Raw genomic sequence first — 17,215 nt, 5'->3', positions numbered from 1 at the left:
CGGAGCAACGGGTCAGCCGATGACGATCAGGACGAAGTCCAGGTCGGCGGCGGCCGCGCGGAAGAAGTCCCGCACCCGGGCGTAGGTGCCCTCCAGCGGCTCCAGGCTCGCCCGGTCGGTCCACACGCCCGGCGGGTACGCGGCGGCCATCACCTCCGGGTCGTAGGCGGCGACGAGCCGGTCGAACGGCGTGCGCGCCAGGGCGCCGGCCACCCGCCGCACGTCGCCCGCGTCGAGGAAGGAGGTCTCCCCGCCCCGGTAGGGGGTCATGGCGCGGGCTCCCCCGGCGATGCCGGTCTCGCCCCCGGTGGCCAGGACCAGCAGCATGTCGAGGGCGTCCCAGGTCTTGTCCACGTCCAGCCACCGTTCACGGCGGTGCTCGTACACCGCGTCGAGCAGCGCGTCGGCCTCCTCCGGCGCGGCCTCGTCGACGGCCAGCCAGTCATCGAACGGCAGACGGACGTAGGACCCCGGGACTCCCATGCCGCAGACCGTAACGGCCCGCGCGTCCGGCCCGCCCGGGACCGGCGTCCCGGATCCGCCGGGGACGTCCGGGAGCGTCGCTCCGGCGGCGGGCGCTGGGCGGATTGGGCGGATTAACCTACCGTCGGGTAAACAAGTGTGTCTTTGCACGCCGGTCACGGAGGCGTACCGGGTACGGGACAATCAGGGACCGTTGGCAGCACGAACCGAGGGGTGGAAGCAGATGCCGGAGGTATGGCCGGGCTCGGCCTATCCGCTGGGCGCCACCTGGGACGGCACCGGCACCAACTTCGCGCTGTTCTCCGAGGTGGCGACCCGGGTGGAGCTGTGCCTGTTCGACGAGCACGGCAACGAGACCCGATGCGACCTGCCGGAGACCGACGGGTTCGTGTGGCACGGCTACCTTCCCGGGATCGGGCCCGGCCAGCGGTACGGCTACCGCGTGCACGGGCCGTACGACCCGCGCCGGGGGCACCGCTGCAACCCGGCCAAGCTGCTGCTGGACCCGTACGCCAAGGCGATCGAGGGCGGGGTGCGCTGGCACGGGTCGCTGTTCTCCTACCGGCTCGGCGACCCCGACGTGCTCAACACCGACGACAGCGCGCCGTACATGCCGAAGAACGTGGTGATCAACCCGTTCTTCGACTGGGGCGACGACCGGGCGCCCCGGATCCCGTACCACGAGACGGTGATCTACGAGGCCCATGTCAAGGGCCTGACCAGGCTGCATCCGGCCGTTCCCGAGGCGCAGCGGGGCACCTACGCGGGGCTGGCGCACCCGGCGATGATCGACCACCTGCTGGACCTGGGCGTCACCGCGGTCGAGCTGATGCCGGTCCACCAGTTCGTCCCCGAGCACGCGCTGGTGGCGCGGGGGCTGACCAACTACTGGGGCTACAACACCATCGGGTTCCTGGCCCCGCACAACGCCTACAGCTCCTCCGGCCAGCTCGGCGAGCAGGTGCTGGAGTTCAAGGCGATGGTGCGGGCCCTGCACCAGGCGGGCATCGAGGTCATCCTCGACGTGGTCTACAACCACACCGCCGAGGGCGACCACCTGGGGCCGACACTGTGCTTCCGGGGCATCGACAACGCCGCCTACTACCGGCTCCGCGACGACGACAAGCGCTACCACCTCGACTACACCGGCTGCGGCAACTCCCTGAACGTCCGGCATCCGCACGCGCTGCAGCTCATCATGGACTCGCTGCGGTACTGGATCCTCGAGATGCACGTGGACGGGTTCCGCTTCGACCTGGCCTCGGCGCTGGCCCGCGAGCTGCACGACGTGGACCGGCTCAGCGCCTTCTTCGACCTGGTCCAGCAGGACCCGGTGGTCTCCCAGGTCAAGCTGATCGCCGAGCCGTGGGACGTGGGCGAGGGCGGCTACCAGGTCGGCAACTTCCCGCCGCTGTGGACCGAGTGGAACGGCAAGTACCGGGACACGGTGCGGGACTTCTGGCGCGGCGGCTACGCGGCGATGCCGGAGTTCGCCTCCCGGCTGACCGGCTCCTCGGACCTGTACGAGCACGGCAACCGGCGGCCCATCGCCTCGATCAACTTCGTCACCTGCCACGACGGGTTCACGCTGACCGACCTGGTGTCCTACGACCGCAAGCACAACGAGGCCAACGGCGAGGACAACCGGGACGGCACCGACGACAACCGGTCCTGGAACTGCGGGCACGAGGGCCCGACCGACGACCCGGAGATCACCGCGCTGCGGGCGCGGCAGCGGCGCAACTTCCTGGCCACGCTGTTCCTGTCGCAGGGCGTGCCGATGCTGACCGCCGGCGACGAGCTGGGCCGCACCCAGCGCGGCAACAACAACGCCTACTGCCAGGACAACGAGGTCTCCTGGATCGACTGGAGCGGCGGCGAGGAGGACCTGGAGTTCGTCCGGACGCTGGCGCGGCTGCGCCGCGAGCATCCGGTGTTCCGGCGGCGGCGGTTCTTCCAGGGCCGCGGCGGGCACGGGGAACTGGGCGACATCGCCTGGCTGACCCCGGCGGGCACCGAGATGACCGACTCCGACTGGCACGCCGGCTACGCCAAGTCGCTGTGCGTGTTCCTGAACGGCGAGGCCATCACCGAGCCGGACCCGCGCGGCCGGCGGGTGCGCGACGACTCGTTCCTGCTGCTGATCAACGCGCACTCGCAGTACGTGGAGTTCACCGTGCCGGGCCCGGAGTTCGGCGAGCGCTGGGAGTTCGTGCTGGACACCGCGGTCCCCGGGGGCGTCGGCGAGCGCGGCACGGTGAAGGCCTCCGACGTGGTGCAGGTGACCGGCCGTTCGATGATGGTGCTGCGCCGGATCTGAGGATCCGGCGCCCCGCGCGCCGGGCGGTCAGCAGCCGGGCAGGGTCCCGCCGCCGTAACCGTAGGTGATCTTCGGGCCGTAGTAGTAGATGTCCTGCACGCGGACCATGGTGATGATCTGGACCCGGCCGACGTAGTCGACGGTCTGGTCCGTCCACAGGTAGGTCAGGTAGTTGTCCATCCGGCCCAGGGTGTCCGGCCCGGCGACGCCGTCGGCGGTCAGGCCCTCCGCGCGCTGCCAGGCCACGGTCGCCGACGCGGTCTGCGCGCCGAACATGCAGTCGATCGAGGAGTACGCCAGCCTGCCGTCGGCGTACAGCAGGTGCTGGAACAGGCCCGCCCAGTTGCCGCTCCAGTACGTGCAGCCGTTGCACAGGGTGGCCTCGTTGCCGAAGTCGTCGTGCGCCGCGCCCGCGCCGTCGAGCACCTTGTTGGTGAGGCCGAAGGTGCCGAACTCGGCGTTCTTGTCGACGGCGTCGACGCCGGAGTCGCCGGGCGGCGCGGCCCGGGCGACCAGCGAGCGGACCTTCTCGGGCACGTCGGCGCCGTCCTTCGGGAGCGCGCGGGCCAGCCGCAGCAGGTCGTCCCGGGTCACCGTGCCGCGGACGGCGATCTGGTAGTTGACGCCGCGCCGTTCGCTCCACGACAGCACGGTCAGGCCCGGCCCCCACCGGTCGGCGGTCGAGGTGATCAGCGCCCTGCGGGAGCCGGCGCCCGGACGGCGCACCGTGGTCTCCGCGACGACCTGGGAGCCGGGCGGGAGATGGCGGCGGGCGACCTCGCGGACCGCGCCGACGCCGCGCGCCACGAGCAGCACCCGCCCGCCGCCGGCGAACGTGGCGGTGTCCAGCCTGACCTTCTCCCCCTCGGCCAGCGGCGAGGCCAGGCTGCGGGTGGCCCGTTCCCGCAGCGGATGACCGGGCAGCACCTCGGCCACCGTCTCCTGGGCGGCGGCGGCGAAGTCGGCCTCTCGTACCTCCCGGGCCTCCCGGGCCTGTACGGGCGGTGCCGCCACCCCCAGGGTCGCCGCCACGGCCATCGCGACGACCGCCGGACGCCGGCCGAACCTGGGACGCATCGTCGTTCCTCCCCTCCCCGGTGAGCACACCAGGTGATCATTGAACCGACATTCTCGACGATCAGGGAGGAAACAAGCATTCTCAAGCGTCCCGGCGGACCTCACACGGCCATCGGGTCCCCTTGCCCCTCGCGGCGTCCCGCGCTAGGCGGCCGTCCGCAGCCCGGCGACGACCCGGCGGACCTCGGCGTCCGGCACGCCCAGCCCGCGCACCAGGACGTGCACGCCCTCCCGGGGCTGCCAGTAGATCCTCAGCTCGGCCGCCCGGCCCGCCGTCCGCGCCAGCAACGCCCGCCCGATCGACACCCGGTAGGGGCGGACCCGCGCGCCCTGCCGTTCCTCGATCTCGCGGACGGCGTCCAGGCCCTCCGTGGTCCGCCACACCCGGACCAGCACGCGCTGCGGGCGGTCCCCGCGCCGGATCGGCTGGTACTGGGCGGTCCACACCTGCCCGGCGGAAGGCGCGGCGTCATCGGGCGTCTCCATGCCCGGCGCGGCGACCCTGCGCCAGCCCCGGGGGATGTAGCCGACCTCGACCAGCCGGCTGACGGGCACGGGCCGGGTGAGGGTGGCGGTCGCCACGACGGCCGGCCGCCCGTCCTCCGACCGGAGGGCGGGGACGACGGCGGCGGCCCCGACGACACCGGCCCCCGCGGTCAGGGCGAGGACGACCAGGGCGGCCCCCTGGGTCGCGCTCCACGGACGGCGGGCCCGGCTGCCGTGGATGACCCGGACCGCCATCGCGTCGGGGAACACCAGCCCCCGGGTGTCCTCGTCGATGCACTCGCGGATCAGGTCCGGCAGCGGGTCGGCGTCCCAGTCCAGCTCCTCCCGGCGCTCCCCGTCATCGCCCGGCCGGCCGAGGTCCGGACCCATCGCGCATCCCCCCTGCGTTCTCCACCTGCTCCAGCCGTCCCCGCAGCTCCCTGAGCGCGTGGTGGGCCTGGCTCTTGACGGTGCCCACCGAGATGTCCATCAGCCGGGCGGTCTCGGCCTCGGTGTAGCCGCCCCAGTAGCGCAGCGCGATCACCATCCGGCGGCGCGGCGGCAGCTCGTCCAGCGCCCGGCGCACCGCGTCCCGGGTGAGCATCTCGTCGATCGGCACGTAGGCGTCGCGTTCGGGATGGTCCTCGGCGGGCAGGCCGAGCACCTCCGGATGCCGCCGCTCCCCTCGCCAGCGGTCCCGCACCGCGTTGACGATGCTGCGGCGCGCGTACCAGACGGGGTCGCCGTGCCGCGCCACCTTGGCCCACCGGCCGTACAGCCGTTCCAGCGCGCCCTGCACCACGTCCTCGGCCTGGTGCCGGTCCCCGGTGAGCGCCACCGCCAGGCGCAGCAGTTCCAGGCCCCGCTCCTCGACGAAGCGGGTGAATTCGTCATCGACGTCCACGGCTCTCCCTCCGGCACCATCTGGAACACGTCCCGCGCCGCCGGAAGGTTGTCCGGGATTGGCTACGCTTCGGGCAATGCACGCTCTACCGGCCCTGCCGACCGACCCGACCGAACTGCAGGAGGCGTACGCCTACCCCGCCGAGGGGGTGTGGCTGCGCGCCAACATGATCGCCAGCCTGGACGGCGCCGCCTGGTACGCCGACCGGACCGAGGCGCTGGGCTCCCCCGGCGACCGGCGGCTGTTCCTGGCCCTGCGGGGGCTGGCGGACGTGGTGATCGTAGGGGCCGAGACGGTCCGCGTCGAGGGGTACGGGCCGGTGAAGGCGTCGCAGGGCTGGGACGTCTACCGGGCGGGCCGCACCCCGGTGCCGCCGCTGGCGGTGATCTCCCGGCGGCTGGACCTGGACCTGGACGCGCCGTTCTTCACCCGGGCCCGCGAGGGCGCCCGGACGATCCTGCTGACCACCGAGACCGCCCCGCCGGACCGCCGGGCGGCGGCCGAACGGGTCGCCGACGTGATCGTGGCCGGGCGGGACGGCCTGGACTTCCCCCGCGCCGTCGAGGAGCTGGCCGCGCGCGGGCTGCGCCGGCTGCTGTGCGAGGGCGGCCCGACCATCCTGGCCCGCGCCGCCGCCGAGCACGTCCTGGACGAGCTGTGCCTGACCCTCTCCCCCACGCTGGTCGCCGGCGACCCGGCCCGGATCCTGAACGGCCCGCAGCTGCCGGAGCCGAGCCGCTTGCGCCTGGCCTCCCTGTACGAGGAGGACGACTTCCTGTTCCTGCGCTACGCCAGGCGATAGCGCAGGAACAGCACGCCCTCGTCGGTGCAGACCTCCCGCAGGGTGAGGTCGACGCGGCCGGTCAGGTCGTTCAGCAGGCGGGTGTGGCAGGGGCCGCCGATCAGGGTGGGCGCGACGTTGAGGCACAGCTCGTCCACCAGCCCGGCCCGCAGCAGCGAGGTGGTCAGCGCCGGGCCGCCCTCGCACAGCAGGTGCGGCAGGCCGTGCTCGTCGCGCAGCCGGGCGACGGCCTCGGCCAGGTCGAGCCCGTCCGCGTTCTCCCGCACCGCGACGACCCGTACCGGGTCGGGCGCCGACGCGGCGGCGGCCCGCGAGGTCACCACGATCGTCGGGGTCTCGGCCTCGGTGAACAGCGGCAGCGACCAGTCCAGCGCGGCGGTGCGGGTCACCACGACGATCGGGGCGGGCCCCCTCCTCCCGCGCGCCTCGCGGTGCCGGCGCAGGGCGGGCCGCAGCCGGGCGGGGCCGAGCCGGCCGGTGCGGACGGTGGCCGCGCCCACCAGGATCGCGTCGGCCAGCGCCCGCAGGGTCCGGAACACCCGCATGTCGGCCTCGCCGCCCAGGCCGTCGCTCCAGCCCTCCTCGTCGGTCACCGAGCCGTCCGCGCTGAGCACCATCCCGACCCGCAGCCACGGCCCCGCGACGTCCCCGTACGTCTCCAGGGGATCGACCTCGTCCGCGGGCTCGGGGAACAGACGACGCATGGCCGCCAGGATAGTCATCGGGCAGGATGGGCATGTGGATCTGCCGATCACTCCGCCGCTCTCGCCGATGCTGGCCAAGGCGGTCAAGACGATGCCCGAGGGCGACCTGCTGTACGAGCCCAAGTGGGACGGCTTCCGCTGCATCGTGTTCCGCGACGGCGACGAGGTGGAGCTGTCCAGCCGCGGCGAGCGCCCGCTGACCCGCTACTTCCCCGAGCTGGTCGAGGCGGCCCGGCGGGAGCTGCCCGAGCGGTGCGTGGTGGACGGGGAGATCGTGCTGCGCCACGGCCGGGTGCTGGACTTCGACATGCTCCAGCAGCGCATCCACCCGGCCGCCTCCCGGATCAGGCTGCTGGCGGAGACCACGCCGGCCACGTTCGTGGCGTTCGACCTGCTGGCGCTGGGCGACGAGTCGCTGATGCAGGTCCCGTTCCGGGAGCGGCGGCGCAGGCTGGTGGAGACGCTGGCGGACGCCGGGCCCTCGGTGCACGTGACGATGGCCTCCGACTCCCGTGAGACGGCGCTGCGGTGGTTCGAGGAGTTCGAGGGCGCGGGGCTGGACGGGGTGGTGGCCAAGCCGCTGGACATCGGCTACGAGCCGGACAAGCGGCTGATGTTCAAGGTCAAGCACGAGCGGACGGCCGACGTGGTGGTGGCCGGGTTCCGCTGGCACAAGTCCGGCCCGGTGGTCGGGTCGCTGCTGCTGGGCCTCTACAACGACAAGGGTGCGCTGCAGCACGTGGGGGTGGCGGCGTCGTTCCCGATGAAGCGGCGCGCCGAGCTGGTCGAGGAGCTGAAGCCGTACCGGATGGACGACCTGACCGGGCACCCGTGGGAGGGGTGGGCGCGGCAGGAGGCGGAGGCGACCACCGACCGGATGCCGGGGGCGGTGTCGCGGTGGACCGGCAAGAAGGACCTGTCGTGGGTGGCGCTGCGGCCGGAGCTGGTGTGCGAGGTCGCCTACGAGCACATGGAGGGCGACCGGTTCCGGCACACCGCCCGGTTCCGCCGCTGGCGCACCGACCGGACCCCGCGCTCGTGCACCTACGAGCAGCTCGAGGTGCCGGTGGCCTACGACCTGGACGACATCCTGGGCTCCTGAACGGGGCCGTGGCCGCACCTCCGGCACCGGGGATGCGGCCACGACCTTGTGGGGAAGGGGTTGCGGCTCAGGGACGGACGGTCTCGTCGATGACGGTCTGGCGGCCCGGGTCGACGGGCGCGGACCGCGCGGCCAGGGTCTGCTCGACCGGCCGCAGGTAGGTCTGCTGCACGCCGGGCACCCGGTCCTCGATGACGAACGTCGCCTTGGTGTGCACCGGGGCGCCCGGCCTGCGGACGTACGGCAGCACCTTGAAGTGGGCCTCGATCTCCCCGGGGGTGATCTTGGTGAGCACGTAGCCGCGCTGGTTGTTGTAGAACCGCAGATGCGGGTTGATCTTCAGGAACGGGTGGTCGGCGGGGTTGGAGTCGGCGCCGTCGCCGCCGCTGGTGATCGAGGTGCACACCAGCTCCGAGCCGACCGTCCTCGAGGTCGGGTCGTCGTAGTCCAGCTTCAGGTCGCCGGCCCAGTGGGCGTGCACGTCGCCGGTGAGCACGACCGGGTTGCGGACCCCGGCCTCGATCCAGCCCCTGGTGATCCGATCCCGGGAGGCCACGTAGCCGTCCCAGGAGTCCATGCTGGTGACCTTGAGCGGCCCGGCGTTGTTGTCGCGCTGGGCGAAGAACACCTGCTGGCCGATGATGTCCCAGCGGGCCTGCGACCTGCGGAAGCCGTCCAGCAGCCAGCGCTCCTGCTCGTCGCCGGTGATGGTGCGGGAGGGGTCGACGGCGGCCGGGCAGTCGCGGTAGCCGTCCCCGCAGCCCTGGTCGTCGCGGTACTGGCGGGTGTCGAGCATGTGGAACGTGGCCAGCCGCCCCCACCGGATCCGCCGGTAGAGCTGCATGTCGATGCCGCGCGGGATCGAGGTGCGGCGCAGCGGCATGTTCTCGTAGTACGCCTGGAACGCGGCGGCGCGGCGCTGCAGGAAGGCGGCCGGGTCGGGGGTGTCGGAGTTCGCTTCGGGCACCTCGTCGGCCCAGTTGTTCTCCAGCTCGTGGTCGTCCCACACCACCAGCCAGGGCGCGGCGGCGTGCGCGGCCTGCAGGTCGGGGTCGTTCTTGTACTGGGCGTGCCGCTGCCGGTAGCCGGCCAGCGTGACGGTCTCGGGCCCCTCGTGGTCGCGGGGGTTGCCGCCGGGGACGTTGTAGACGCCCTTCCGGTACTCGTACTGGTAGTCGCCCAGGTGCAGCACCAGGTCGGGCTCCTCCTCGGCCAGCCGCCGGTAGGCCGAAAAGTAACCGTGCTCGAACTGGGAGCACGAGACGAAGCCCATGACCAGGGCGGGGCCGAAGGAGTGCGGCCGGGGCGCGGTGCGGGCGCGGCCCACCGGCGAGATGTACCGTTCCACCTTGAACCGGTACCAGTAGTCGCGGCCCGGCTCCAGGCCGTTCAGCTCCACGTGGACGCTGTGCGCGGACTCCGGCCGGGCGGTGACGGTGCCGCGCCGCACGATGCGGCGGAACCGCTCGTCGGCGGCCAGCTCCCAGCGCACCGGAACGTTCCGGGACGGCATGCCGCCCAGCCCGTCCTCGGCCAGCGGGGCCGGGGCCAGCCGGGTCCACAGCACGAAGCCGTCGTGGTCGGGGTCGCCGGAGGCGACGCCCAGGGTGAAGGGGTCGGCGGACAGCGTCCGGCTCGGGGCGGCGTGCGCGGCGGTGGCGTGCCCGACCACCGCGGCGCCGCCGGCGGCCAGCCCGGTGGTGACGAGGAAGGTCCGGCGGTTGAGGGGGAGACGACCGTCGGGCATGGAAGACCTTTCGGGAGGAGTCGGGCGAATGACCGCCCGTCAGCCTCACCAAGGCCGGTGGCCGTCGCGTACCGGCGAAGTGACGCTCCCTCCAACAACAACCGACCTGTTCCCCACCGGCGAGGTCCCGGGCACGGACCGCGCGGCCACCCTAACCGGTGCCACCGCTCAGGACGGGTCAGGCGGCAGCCCGCCGTTGATCTGCTCCCAGCGCGCCCGCAGCTCGTTCGGCAGACCGGGGTGGCGGCGGGACGCGCACCGGCCCCCGCCTCGGCGGCGGGCGCTCAGGAGGAGCGGCGTTCCAGCAGGACCACGTCGCGCCAGCGGGCGCGGCCGGGGAACTCGTGGAAGCCCAGCCGTTCGCGGACGCCGACGCGGCGGAAGCCCATCGTCTCGTGCAGCCGCAGGCTGGCGGTGTTCTCCGGGAAGATCCCGGCCTGCAGGGTCCAGATCCCGGCCTGGCCGCTCTCGATCCCGGCCCGGAAGATGCCGAGCACCTCGTCGGCGTGCTCGGGTGACATCGGTGAGATCTGCACGCGGCCCCTGATCCTCTCTCCTCCTCGCCGCACCTTCTCTTCGCGAAGGCGCCCGCGGGCGTGGACGAGATTCACTCTAGTGAGCCGTTTTGGCTGGTCGCGCCGGGTTACATACCGTGATGAGAGGGGCGCCGGGCTTTGGGGGGAGTGACCGGCGCCCCTCCGTCGTTCCGCCCGTTCAGCGCCTGCGCCCGCCGAGGGAGCGGCGCCACGACAGCCCGGTGCCCGGGATCCGCAGGGTCATGTGACGGCGGCCGTCCGCCGTCCGGGTGTAGCGGGCGCCGCGCCCGCCGACGCTGTGCCCCACCCCAGCCTTGGACAGGTTGATCCGGAACGGCCCCAGCTTGATCGACTTGCGGTAGCTCCAGCCCATGTCTCCTCCGATCACGGGGTCTCCCGCGGGCTGCCCGCGGCACCGTCCCGCATACCCGCGCCCCTGATACGGACGTCCGGAACAGTGGTTTCGTGCTGCCCCATGAAGGGGCAACGACAAGTTCTGCCAAAAAGCCCGCCGAGTCAGGCGATGATTTCCGTTTACGCGGAGGCTCCGATCGAACAGCGTGCCTTCCGTAGAGGCCCGACTCTGGAGGTGTGGTTTGGCACGCAGATCCCCCCGCCGGGCGGCCGTCGGTGCGCTGGCGGGCGTCGCGCTGCTCGTCGCGGCCACCGGCACCGCGCACGCGGTCGCGCCGCCCCGGATCGTGATCGAGGACGGCGTCACCCAGCCGGTGTTCTCGTACGCCGACGCGGTCCGCGAACGGGTGCTGGTGGAGTCCTCCGTGGACAGCGACGGGGACGGCCGGCGCGACCTGGTCAACGTGGACGTCATCCGGCCCAGGGAGACCGAACGCGGCCTCAAGGTCCCGGTGATCATCGACGAGAGCCCGTACTACGACAACGCCGGACGCGGCAACGAGAGCGAGCGCAAGCGCTACGACGCCGCCGGGAACCCGATCAAGTTCCCGCTGTTCTACGACAACTACTTCGTGCCGCGCGGGTACGCGTTCCTGGCCGTCGACATGATCGGCACCACCCGTTCGGACGGCTGCCCCACCAGCGGCGGCGCGCCCGACGTGCTCGGCGGCAAGGCGGTCATCGACTGGCTCAACGGCCGCGCCAAGGCGTACCGGCCGGACGGCAGCCCGGCCCGCGCCACCTGGACGACCGGGAACGCCGCGATGATCGGCAAGTCGTACGACGGGACGCTGGCCAACGGGGTCGCCGCCACCGGAGTCAAGGGGCTGAAGACCATCGTCCCGATCTCCGCGATCAGCGGCTGGTACAACTACAGCCGCTCCCACGGCGTGAAGTACTGGAACGACGAGCAGCCGTGGCTGGCCGACTACGTCGACACCGACCCGCCCGCCAAGTGCGCCGCCGTGCGCCAGGCCATGGACGAGGGCGAGGACGACGCCACCGGCGACTACAACGCCTACTGGGCCGAGACGAACTACCGCGACGGCACGATCGGCGACGTGGACAACGTGCGGGCCAGCGTGTTCGCCGTGCACACCGTCAACGACCTGAACGTCAAGGCCGACCACTTCTCCCTGTGGTGGAAGGGCCTGGCCGCCCGCGGGGTGCCCCGCAAGGTGTGGGTCGCCCAGTACGGCCACATCGACCCGTTCGACTTCCGCCGCGACGTGTGGGTGCGGACCCTGCACCGCTGGTTCGACCACGAGCTGCACGGGATCCGCAACGGCATCATGGACGAGCCGCGCGCCGACGTGGAGATCGGCCCGAACGAGTGGACCACCCAGCCCGACTGGCCCGCCCTCAACGCGTTCCCCGTCACCCTGCGCCCCGGCGCGGACGGCGGCCTCGGCCTCAGGCCCGCCCCCAGGGGCAGCACCGCCACGTTCACCGACGCCCCCGGCGACCGCGGCGACGGCGTCACCGAGTCGCAGATGGTCGCCGACCCCACCGCCGCCCGGCCGTACCGGCTGGCCTACGTCTCCCCGCCGCTCCCGATGTCCGCCCGGCTGTCGGGAACGCCGACCGTCAACCTGCGGATCAAGCTGGACGGGCCCACCGCCAACCTCACCGCCCTGCTGGTCGACTACGGCGAGGACACCCGCGTCGACTACCTGGGCCGGGGCTCGGGCATCCGCACCCTCGACACCGAGAGCTGCCACGGCGAGGGCACCCCCGACGACGACCCCTGCTACCGCGAGACCGAGGCGGTCACCGTCACCTCCCCGGTCAACGTGGTCGCCCGAGGCTGGATCGACGCCCAGAACCGCACCTCGCTGAGCGACCCCACGCCCCTCACCCCGGGCCGCTACCACACCGTCCGCTGGCGGACGCTCCCCCAGGACTACGTCTTCAAGCCGGGCCACCGCATCGCCCTGGTGCTGGCCGGCACCGACGCCGACTACAACACCGAGACCCCCACCAACGCCCAGGTGACGGTGGACCTGTCCGGCACCTTCATCACCGTCCCGGTCGTCCTCGCCAGGGGCACCGCCGCAGACCTGGTCGCCCCCCAGACCATGTCCACCTGGCAGGGCCCCACCGAGGTCACCCTCCCCCGCCAGCCCAGGCAGTTCCACTGACACCGAGGGCCGCCGCCCCGGCACAGGGGCGGCGGCCCCTCACGAACTCCTGCCCTGCACCCGACGGCGCTGAAGGCCACCCGCGAGCCGCCGCGCCGGAGGCGCGGCAGAACTACACGTCCTTGGCCTTGCTGGGCTGCACCCGCTTGGGCTCGCCGGGCATCTTCGGGTAGTTGGGCGGGTAGGGGGCGTCGCCGAGGCCGTGCTCGCGTTCGTCGCGGTCGGCGAGCTCGAGCAGGGGCTCCAGGGAGAAGGCGCGGTCGTCGATGGCGGCGTGCGGGTCGCCGATCTCGGCGAAGCGGGCCGGCATGGTGGCGATGGTGAAGTCCTCGGGGTCGGCGTCCGGCAGCTCGGACCAGTGCAGCGGGGCCGAGACGGGGGCGTGCGGGAGGGGCCGGACGCTGTAGGCGGAGGCGATGGTGCGGTCGCGGGCGTTCTGGTTGTAGTCGATGAAGATCTGCTCGCCCCGCTCCTCCTTCCACCATCTGCTGGTGACCTGGCCGGGGACACGGCGTTCGATCTCCCGGGCGAACGCCAGGGCGGCGCGGCGCACCTCGGTGAACGTCCAGCGCGGCTCGATCCGCACGTAGACGTGCAGGCCCGCCTTGCCGGAGGTCTTGGGGAAGCCCTCCATGCCCAGCTCGTCCAGCAGCTCGCGGACCGGCCCGAGCGCCACCCGCACCGCGTCGGCGAAGCCGGTGCCGGGCTGGGGGTCCAGGTCGATGCGCAGCTCGTCGGGATGGTCCACGTCACCGGACCGCACCGGCCAGGGGTGGAACGTCAGCGTCCCGATGTTGGCCGCCCAGGCGACCACGGCCGGTTCGGTGGGGCAGACCTCGTCGGCCGACCGGCCGCTGGGGAACTGGATCCGCGCCGTCCGCACCCACTCCGGCGCGCCCTTGGGCGCCCGCTTCTGGTAGAACGCGTCGGACTTCTCCGCCGCCAGGCCCGCCTGCCCGCGGGCGTAGTCCTCCCGGGTGGCCATCCGCGCCCCCTCGAAGACCCCGCGCGGCCAGCGTTCCAGCGTGGTCGGCCGGTCCCGCAGGGCGCGCATGATCCCGTCCTCCACCGCCAGGAAGTACTCGACGAGGTCGCGCTTGGTGTATCCGCGCTCCGGGAAGCACACCCGGTCCGGGTTGGTCACCTTGACCGTGCGCTCCCCGACCGGAATCTCGATGTACGGCGACGCCATACGTGCACGCTACGCGAGAGCACCGACAATCCCGGGGCGAGGTACGGTCGACACCATGGAGAAGGTCCACAAGAGCGAGGACGAGTGGCGCGCGATCCTCAGCCCCGAGGAGTTCCACGTGCTGCGCGAGGCCGGGACGGAACGGCCGTTCACCGGTGAGTACGTCGACACCAAGACCGTGGGGGTCTACCGGTGCCGGGCGTGCGGGGCCGAGCTGTTCCGGTCGGAGACCAAGTTCGAGTCGCACTGCGGCTGGCCGAGCTTCTACGCGCCGGCCGACTCCGACGCCGTGGTGCTGCTGGAGGACCGTTCCCACGGCATGGTCCGCACCGAGGTGCGCTGCGCCCGCTGCGACTCGCACCTGGGCCACGTGTTCCACGGCGAGGGCTACCCGACGCCCACCGACGACCGGTACTGCATCAACAGCGTCTCGCTGACGCTGGAGCCGGCCGAGTAGCCGTTCTCAGCGGGTCTCCCCCACCCGGCAGTCGTCGTCGGCGCTCTGCTTGTTGGCGAGCACGACGTGCCCGTTGCCGCTCTCCTCGGCGTGCACGAACACGATCGGCTCGCCTTCGCCGTCGTACCGCTCCAGGTACTCGGCGGCCCACTCGCACAGCGTGATCGCCGCGTCGGTGTTCTCGTCCCCCTCGTCCAGGTCGGTGTAGACCCGCAGGAACGCCCCGCTGCGGCGCACGTCCGTCACGTGCCGGACGGTCTCCCCGCCCGGATCCTTGACCTGGAAGTACGCCGCCACCTCGGGCATCGCGTCCGGATCCCCGTCCCCGGCGACCGACGGCGCCACCGCCGTCGACGCCGCCGGGGACGGGCTCCCCGACCGGACGGCCGCATGCGCCCCCGGCTTGGAGCCCGTCTCCCCGTCCGGCAACAACACCGCCGCGCCTCCGGCCACCACCAGCAGCCCCGCCGCCAGCACCCCGGTCCCGGCCGCGACCGTCCTCCGGCGGTTGCGCGCGCTCAACGCCGCGTCGACCACGCGGTCGACTCGTGCACGCCACTGCGACGGGGGTTTTGCATGACGCCCAGCCGGTCTTTCAGTCACGCCCGGAAACCTTACTGCCGCCCCCGGCCCCTCGCATGCCGGTGACGAGGATTACGGGAGAGCAGCCACCAGTTCGGAGACGGGCTTGCGGCGGCCGGTGTAGAAGGGGATCTCCTCGCGGACGTGGCGGCGGGCCTCCGAGCCGCGCAGGTGGCGCATCAGGTCGACGATGCGGTGGAGCTCGTCGGCCTCGAAGGCCAGCATCCACTCGTAGTCGCCCAGCGCGAACGACGCCACGGTGTTGGCCCGCACGTCCGGGTAGTCGCGCGCCATCCGCCCGTGCTCGGCCAGCATCGCCCGCCGCTCGGTGTCCGGCAGCAGGTACCACTCGTAGGAGCGGACGAACGGGTAGACGCAGACGAACGCCCGCGGCTCCTCGTCGGCCAGGAACGCCGGGATGTGGCTCTTGTTGAACTCGGCGGGGCGGTGCAGCGCCATCTGCGACCACACCGGCTCGCAGGCCCGGCCCAGGGCGGTGCGCCGGAACCGGCCGTACACCTCCTGCAGGTCGTCGGAGGTGGGCGCGTGCCACCAGAACATCAGGTCGGCGTCGGCGCGGAACCCGCTGACGTCGTACAGGCCGCGGGTGGTCACGTCCTTCTCGGCGGCCTGCGCGAGCAGGTCCTCGACCTCGCGGGCGACCTCGTCGGACCGGTCGACCGGCCGGGTCACCCGGAAGACCGACCACATGGTGTAGCGGATGACCTGGTTAAGGTCGCGCGCCTTGGCGCCCCGCGTCGGCCTGGCCTCGTTGCCCGTTGTCATGGTCGGTTCCTCCTCGGCTCTCGCACTGTTCCAGCACCCGGTCCGCCGCCGCCCGTGCGGTGGCGATGCAGGCCGGGACGCCCAGACCGTCGTAGGCCGCGCCGGCGACCGCCAGGCGCGGCACGGCGGCGACCGCGGCGCGGATGCGGGCCACCCGGTCCACGTGGCCCACGGTGTACTGCGGCAGGCCCCCGCCCCAGCGGGTGACCCGGCTGTCGACCGGCAGCTCCCGCGCCCCGCACACGGCGGCCAGCTCGGCGATCGCGGCGGCCCTCAGCTCCTCGTCGCCGCGCTGGAGGGTGTGCTCCTCCCCGTACCGGCCGATGGAGCACCGGACGATGACCAGGTCGGGGGCCCGCTCGGTCAGGTGCGGCCACTTCACCGAGCTGAACGTGACCGCCTTGACCTGGCGTTCCTCCACCGCGGGCACAAGGTACCCGCTCACGCCGGGACGCCGGGGGAACGCGGTCGCCGGATAGGCCAGGGTGACGATCGCCATGCTGGCGTACTCGATGGCCGCCAGTTCGCGGGCGGCGTCGGGGACCTCGGCGGCCAGCAGCCGCGCGGCGGGCTGCGCCGGGACCGCCACCACCACCGCGTCGGCGTCCAGCGTCTGGGGGGCGCGCGCCGGGCCGAACGTGAGCCGCCACCCGCCGTCCCCGAGCCGCCGCAGCTCGCGCACCATCGCCCCGGTGCGGATCTCGCAGTCCTCGCCCAGGGCGTTCGCCAGCAGCCCGGGCAGCGTGCCGAGCCCGTCCGGCAGGGTGGTGAACACCGGTCCCGCGTCCCGGGGCCCCGCGCCGCGCAGGGCGCGGACGCCGGTGACCAGCGAACGGTGGGTGCGCGCTGCGGCGGCGACCTGCGCGAGCGTCGCCTCGAACGACAGCAGGTCGGCGCGGCCCGCGTACACGCCGCCCAGCAGCGGCTCCACCAGGCGGTCCACCACCTCGCCGCCGAACCGGGCCCCGATGTACGCGGCGACCGACACGTCGGCGCCCAGCGGGGTGCGCGGCAGCACCAGGTCCAGCGCGGCCCGCGCGGTCCCGGCCGGGGACAGCACCTGGGAGGTCGCCAGCGCCCGCAGGTCGCCCGGCACCCCCATCATCTGCCCGGCGGGCAGCGACCGCAGCCCGCCCCGGCTGTAGATGGCGGAGGCGACGCCGCCCGGATGCACCCGCTCACCGGTCAGGCCCAGGTCGCGCAGCAGTTCCACGCCTTCGGGGCGGCGGGTCAGCAGGGACTCGGCGCCCTCGTCCACCGGGATCCCGGCGACCTCGCTGACCTGGAGCTTGCCGCCGATCCGCGAGGAGCCCTCCAGGACGGTGACGCGGGCGCCGCCGCGCACCAGACGCCACGCCGCGGTCAGGCCCGCGATGCCCGCGCCCACGACGGCGACGTGGGGGCGCGGGGAACGCCGTTCGCTCATGATTCAACCTTCCCAGACGGATGCCGGACCCCGTGCAGGCCCCACCCGTTCGGAAG

The 17,215-nt window shown here is 73.1% G+C and carries 17 protein-coding genes; 5 read left to right on the top strand and 12 right to left on the bottom strand.

Annotation, left to right across the window (positions count from 1 at the left end; translation table 11 throughout):
- Nucleotides 1–12: 12 nt before the first annotated feature.
- A complete protein-coding gene (locus tag HNR21_RS17500; RefSeq protein ID WP_182706035.1) occupies nucleotides 13–483 on the bottom strand; it encodes a DUF1877 family protein in 471 nt (156 codons plus the stop codon).
- 223 nt (nucleotides 484–706) lie between these two features.
- On the opposite strand from HNR21_RS17500, the gene glgX reads away from it, so the two are divergent.
- Entirely contained in the window at nucleotides 707–2,803 is a 2,097-nt protein-coding gene (gene glgX / locus HNR21_RS17495) for a glycogen debranching protein GlgX (protein ID WP_182706034.1), read from the top strand.
- A 27-nt stretch (nucleotides 2,804–2,830) separates the two neighbouring features.
- Here the strand turns inward: glgX and HNR21_RS17490 are convergent, their stop codons facing one another.
- The 3 genes from HNR21_RS17490 to HNR21_RS17480 all read right to left on the bottom strand — a co-directional run bounded on the left by HNR21_RS17490 (nucleotide 2,831) and on the right by HNR21_RS17480 (nucleotide 5,270).
- On the bottom strand, nucleotides 2,831–3,880 hold the full coding sequence (locus HNR21_RS17490; protein ID WP_182706033.1) for a peptidoglycan-binding domain-containing protein: 1,050 nt from the start codon (nucleotides 3,878–3,880) through the stop codon (nucleotides 2,831–2,833).
- Nucleotides 3,881–4,024: 144 nt separating this feature from the next.
- Nucleotides 4,025–4,756: a hypothetical protein gene (locus HNR21_RS17485; RefSeq protein WP_182706032.1), complete on the bottom strand. Its 732-nt coding sequence runs from the start codon at nucleotides 4,754–4,756 to the stop codon at nucleotides 4,025–4,027.
- Nucleotides 4,725–5,270 (bottom strand): SigE family RNA polymerase sigma factor, encoded by a 546-nt coding sequence (locus HNR21_RS17480; protein WP_157996086.1) that lies wholly within the window; start codon nucleotides 5,268–5,270, stop codon nucleotides 4,725–4,727. Before HNR21_RS17480 ends, HNR21_RS17485 begins: the two co-directional genes overlap by 32 nt.
- A 76-nt stretch (nucleotides 5,271–5,346) precedes the next feature.
- Between HNR21_RS17480 and HNR21_RS17475 the strand changes: the two genes are divergently transcribed.
- On the top strand, nucleotides 5,347–6,072 hold the full coding sequence (locus tag HNR21_RS17475; RefSeq protein ID WP_182706031.1) for a pyrimidine reductase family protein: 726 nt from the start codon (nucleotides 5,347–5,349) through the stop codon (nucleotides 6,070–6,072).
- Here HNR21_RS17475 and HNR21_RS17470 read toward each other — a convergent pair.
- The gene (locus tag HNR21_RS17470) at nucleotides 6,057–6,776 is read right to left on the bottom strand and encodes a dihydrofolate reductase family protein (protein ID WP_182706030.1); all 720 of its coding nucleotides are present in this window, start codon (nucleotides 6,774–6,776) and stop codon (nucleotides 6,057–6,059) included. The genes HNR21_RS17475 and HNR21_RS17470 overlap by 16 nt on opposite strands.
- Nucleotides 6,777–6,810: 34 nt before the next feature.
- Between HNR21_RS17470 and HNR21_RS17465 the strand changes: the two genes are divergently transcribed.
- On the top strand, nucleotides 6,811–7,878 hold the full coding sequence (locus tag HNR21_RS17465; protein WP_182706029.1) for an ATP-dependent DNA ligase: 1,068 nt from the start codon (nucleotides 6,811–6,813) through the stop codon (nucleotides 7,876–7,878).
- Nucleotides 7,879–7,945: 67 nt separating this feature from the next.
- On the opposite strand, the gene HNR21_RS17460 is transcribed toward HNR21_RS17465, so the two are convergent.
- From HNR21_RS17460 to HNR21_RS17450, 3 genes are all read right to left on the bottom strand, one after another.
- Nucleotides 7,946–9,625, bottom strand: coding sequence for an alkaline phosphatase D family protein (locus HNR21_RS17460; protein WP_182706028.1), 1,680 nt, complete (start codon nucleotides 9,623–9,625; stop codon nucleotides 7,946–7,948).
- Nucleotides 9,626–9,909: 284 nt separating this feature from the next.
- The gene (locus HNR21_RS17455) at nucleotides 9,910–10,161 is read right to left on the bottom strand and encodes a GNAT family N-acetyltransferase (RefSeq protein ID WP_233358795.1); all 252 of its coding nucleotides are present in this window, start codon (nucleotides 10,159–10,161) and stop codon (nucleotides 9,910–9,912) included.
- Between the two features lie 178 nt (nucleotides 10,162–10,339).
- Nucleotides 10,340–10,549 (bottom strand): DUF4236 domain-containing protein, encoded by a 210-nt coding sequence (locus tag HNR21_RS17450; RefSeq protein ID WP_312881073.1) that lies wholly within the window; start codon nucleotides 10,547–10,549, stop codon nucleotides 10,340–10,342.
- Nucleotides 10,550–10,757: 208 nt separating this feature from the next.
- Between HNR21_RS17450 and HNR21_RS17445 the strand changes: the two genes are divergently transcribed.
- The gene (locus tag HNR21_RS17445; RefSeq protein ID WP_182706027.1) at nucleotides 10,758–12,716 is read left to right on the top strand and encodes a Xaa-Pro dipeptidyl-peptidase; all 1,959 of its coding nucleotides are present in this window, start codon (nucleotides 10,758–10,760) and stop codon (nucleotides 12,714–12,716) included.
- A 112-nt stretch (nucleotides 12,717–12,828) separates the two neighbouring features.
- Here the strand turns inward: HNR21_RS17445 and HNR21_RS17440 are convergent, their stop codons facing one another.
- A complete protein-coding gene (locus HNR21_RS17440) occupies nucleotides 12,829–13,908 on the bottom strand; it encodes a DNA polymerase domain-containing protein (protein WP_182706026.1) in 1,080 nt (359 codons plus the stop codon).
- A 55-nt stretch (nucleotides 13,909–13,963) separates the two neighbouring features.
- On the opposite strand from HNR21_RS17440, the gene msrB reads away from it, so the two are divergent.
- A complete protein-coding gene (gene msrB / locus HNR21_RS17435; protein ID WP_119731169.1) occupies nucleotides 13,964–14,365 on the top strand; it encodes a peptide-methionine (R)-S-oxide reductase MsrB in 402 nt (133 codons plus the stop codon).
- 6 nt (nucleotides 14,366–14,371) lie between these two features.
- Here the strand turns inward: msrB and HNR21_RS17430 are convergent, their stop codons facing one another.
- The 3 genes from HNR21_RS17430 to hemG form a co-directional block, all read right to left on the bottom strand.
- A complete protein-coding gene (locus HNR21_RS17430) occupies nucleotides 14,372–14,887 on the bottom strand; it encodes a hypothetical protein (RefSeq protein WP_182706025.1) in 516 nt (171 codons plus the stop codon).
- 132 nt (nucleotides 14,888–15,019) lie between these two features.
- Nucleotides 15,020–15,733 carry a hydrogen peroxide-dependent heme synthase gene (gene hemQ, locus HNR21_RS17425; protein WP_119731171.1) on the bottom strand — a complete coding sequence of 238 codons (714 nt, stop codon included), beginning with the start codon at nucleotides 15,731–15,733 and terminating at the stop codon, nucleotides 15,020–15,022.
- Complete coding sequence (gene hemG, locus HNR21_RS17420; protein ID WP_182706024.1) at nucleotides 15,678–17,159, bottom strand: protoporphyrinogen oxidase; 1,482 nt, start codon at nucleotides 17,157–17,159, stop codon at nucleotides 15,678–15,680. The genes hemQ and hemG overlap by 56 nt, the downstream gene beginning before the upstream one ends.
- Between the last annotated feature and the right edge of the window lie 56 nt (nucleotides 17,160–17,215).

The sequence above is a fragment of the Thermomonospora cellulosilytica genome, assembly GCF_014138835.1.
In the GTDB taxonomy this organism is placed as follows: Bacteria; Actinomycetota; Actinomycetes; order Streptosporangiales; family Streptosporangiaceae; genus Thermomonospora; species Thermomonospora amylolytica.
Note: the sequence above shows the minus strand (reverse complement) of the source record. Positions and strands in the feature narration are given on the sequence as shown.

Bases quoted from the DNA above. Each gene is read 5' to 3' on its own strand.
- HNR21_RS17500 (WP_182706035.1), bottom strand. From the start codon at position 483: ATGGGAGTCCCGGGGTCCTACGTCCGTCTGCCGTTCGATGACTGGCTG.
- glgX (WP_182706034.1), top strand. From the start codon at position 707: ATGCCGGAGGTATGGCCGGGCTCGGCCTATCCGCTGGGCGCCACCTGG.
- HNR21_RS17490 (WP_182706033.1), bottom strand. From the start codon at position 3,880: ATGCGTCCCAGGTTCGGCCGGCGTCCGGCGGTCGTCGCGATGGCCGTG.
- HNR21_RS17485 (WP_182706032.1), bottom strand. From the start codon at position 4,756: ATGGGTCCGGACCTCGGCCGGCCGGGCGATGACGGGGAGCGCCGGGAG.
- HNR21_RS17475 (WP_182706031.1), top strand. From the start codon at position 5,347: ATGCACGCTCTACCGGCCCTGCCGACCGACCCGACCGAACTGCAGGAG.
- HNR21_RS17470 (WP_182706030.1), bottom strand. From the start codon at position 6,776: ATGCGTCGTCTGTTCCCCGAGCCCGCGGACGAGGTCGATCCCCTGGAG.
- HNR21_RS17460 (WP_182706028.1), bottom strand. From the start codon at position 9,625: ATGCCCGACGGTCGTCTCCCCCTCAACCGCCGGACCTTCCTCGTCACC.
- HNR21_RS17440 (WP_182706026.1), bottom strand. From the start codon at position 13,908: ATGGCGTCGCCGTACATCGAGATTCCGGTCGGGGAGCGCACGGTCAAG.
- msrB (WP_119731169.1), top strand. From the start codon at position 13,964: ATGGAGAAGGTCCACAAGAGCGAGGACGAGTGGCGCGCGATCCTCAGC.
- hemQ (WP_119731171.1), bottom strand. From the start codon at position 15,733: ATGACAACGGGCAACGAGGCCAGGCCGACGCGGGGCGCCAAGGCGCGC.
- hemG (WP_182706024.1), bottom strand. From the start codon at position 17,159: ATGAGCGAACGGCGTTCCCCGCGCCCCCACGTCGCCGTCGTGGGCGCG.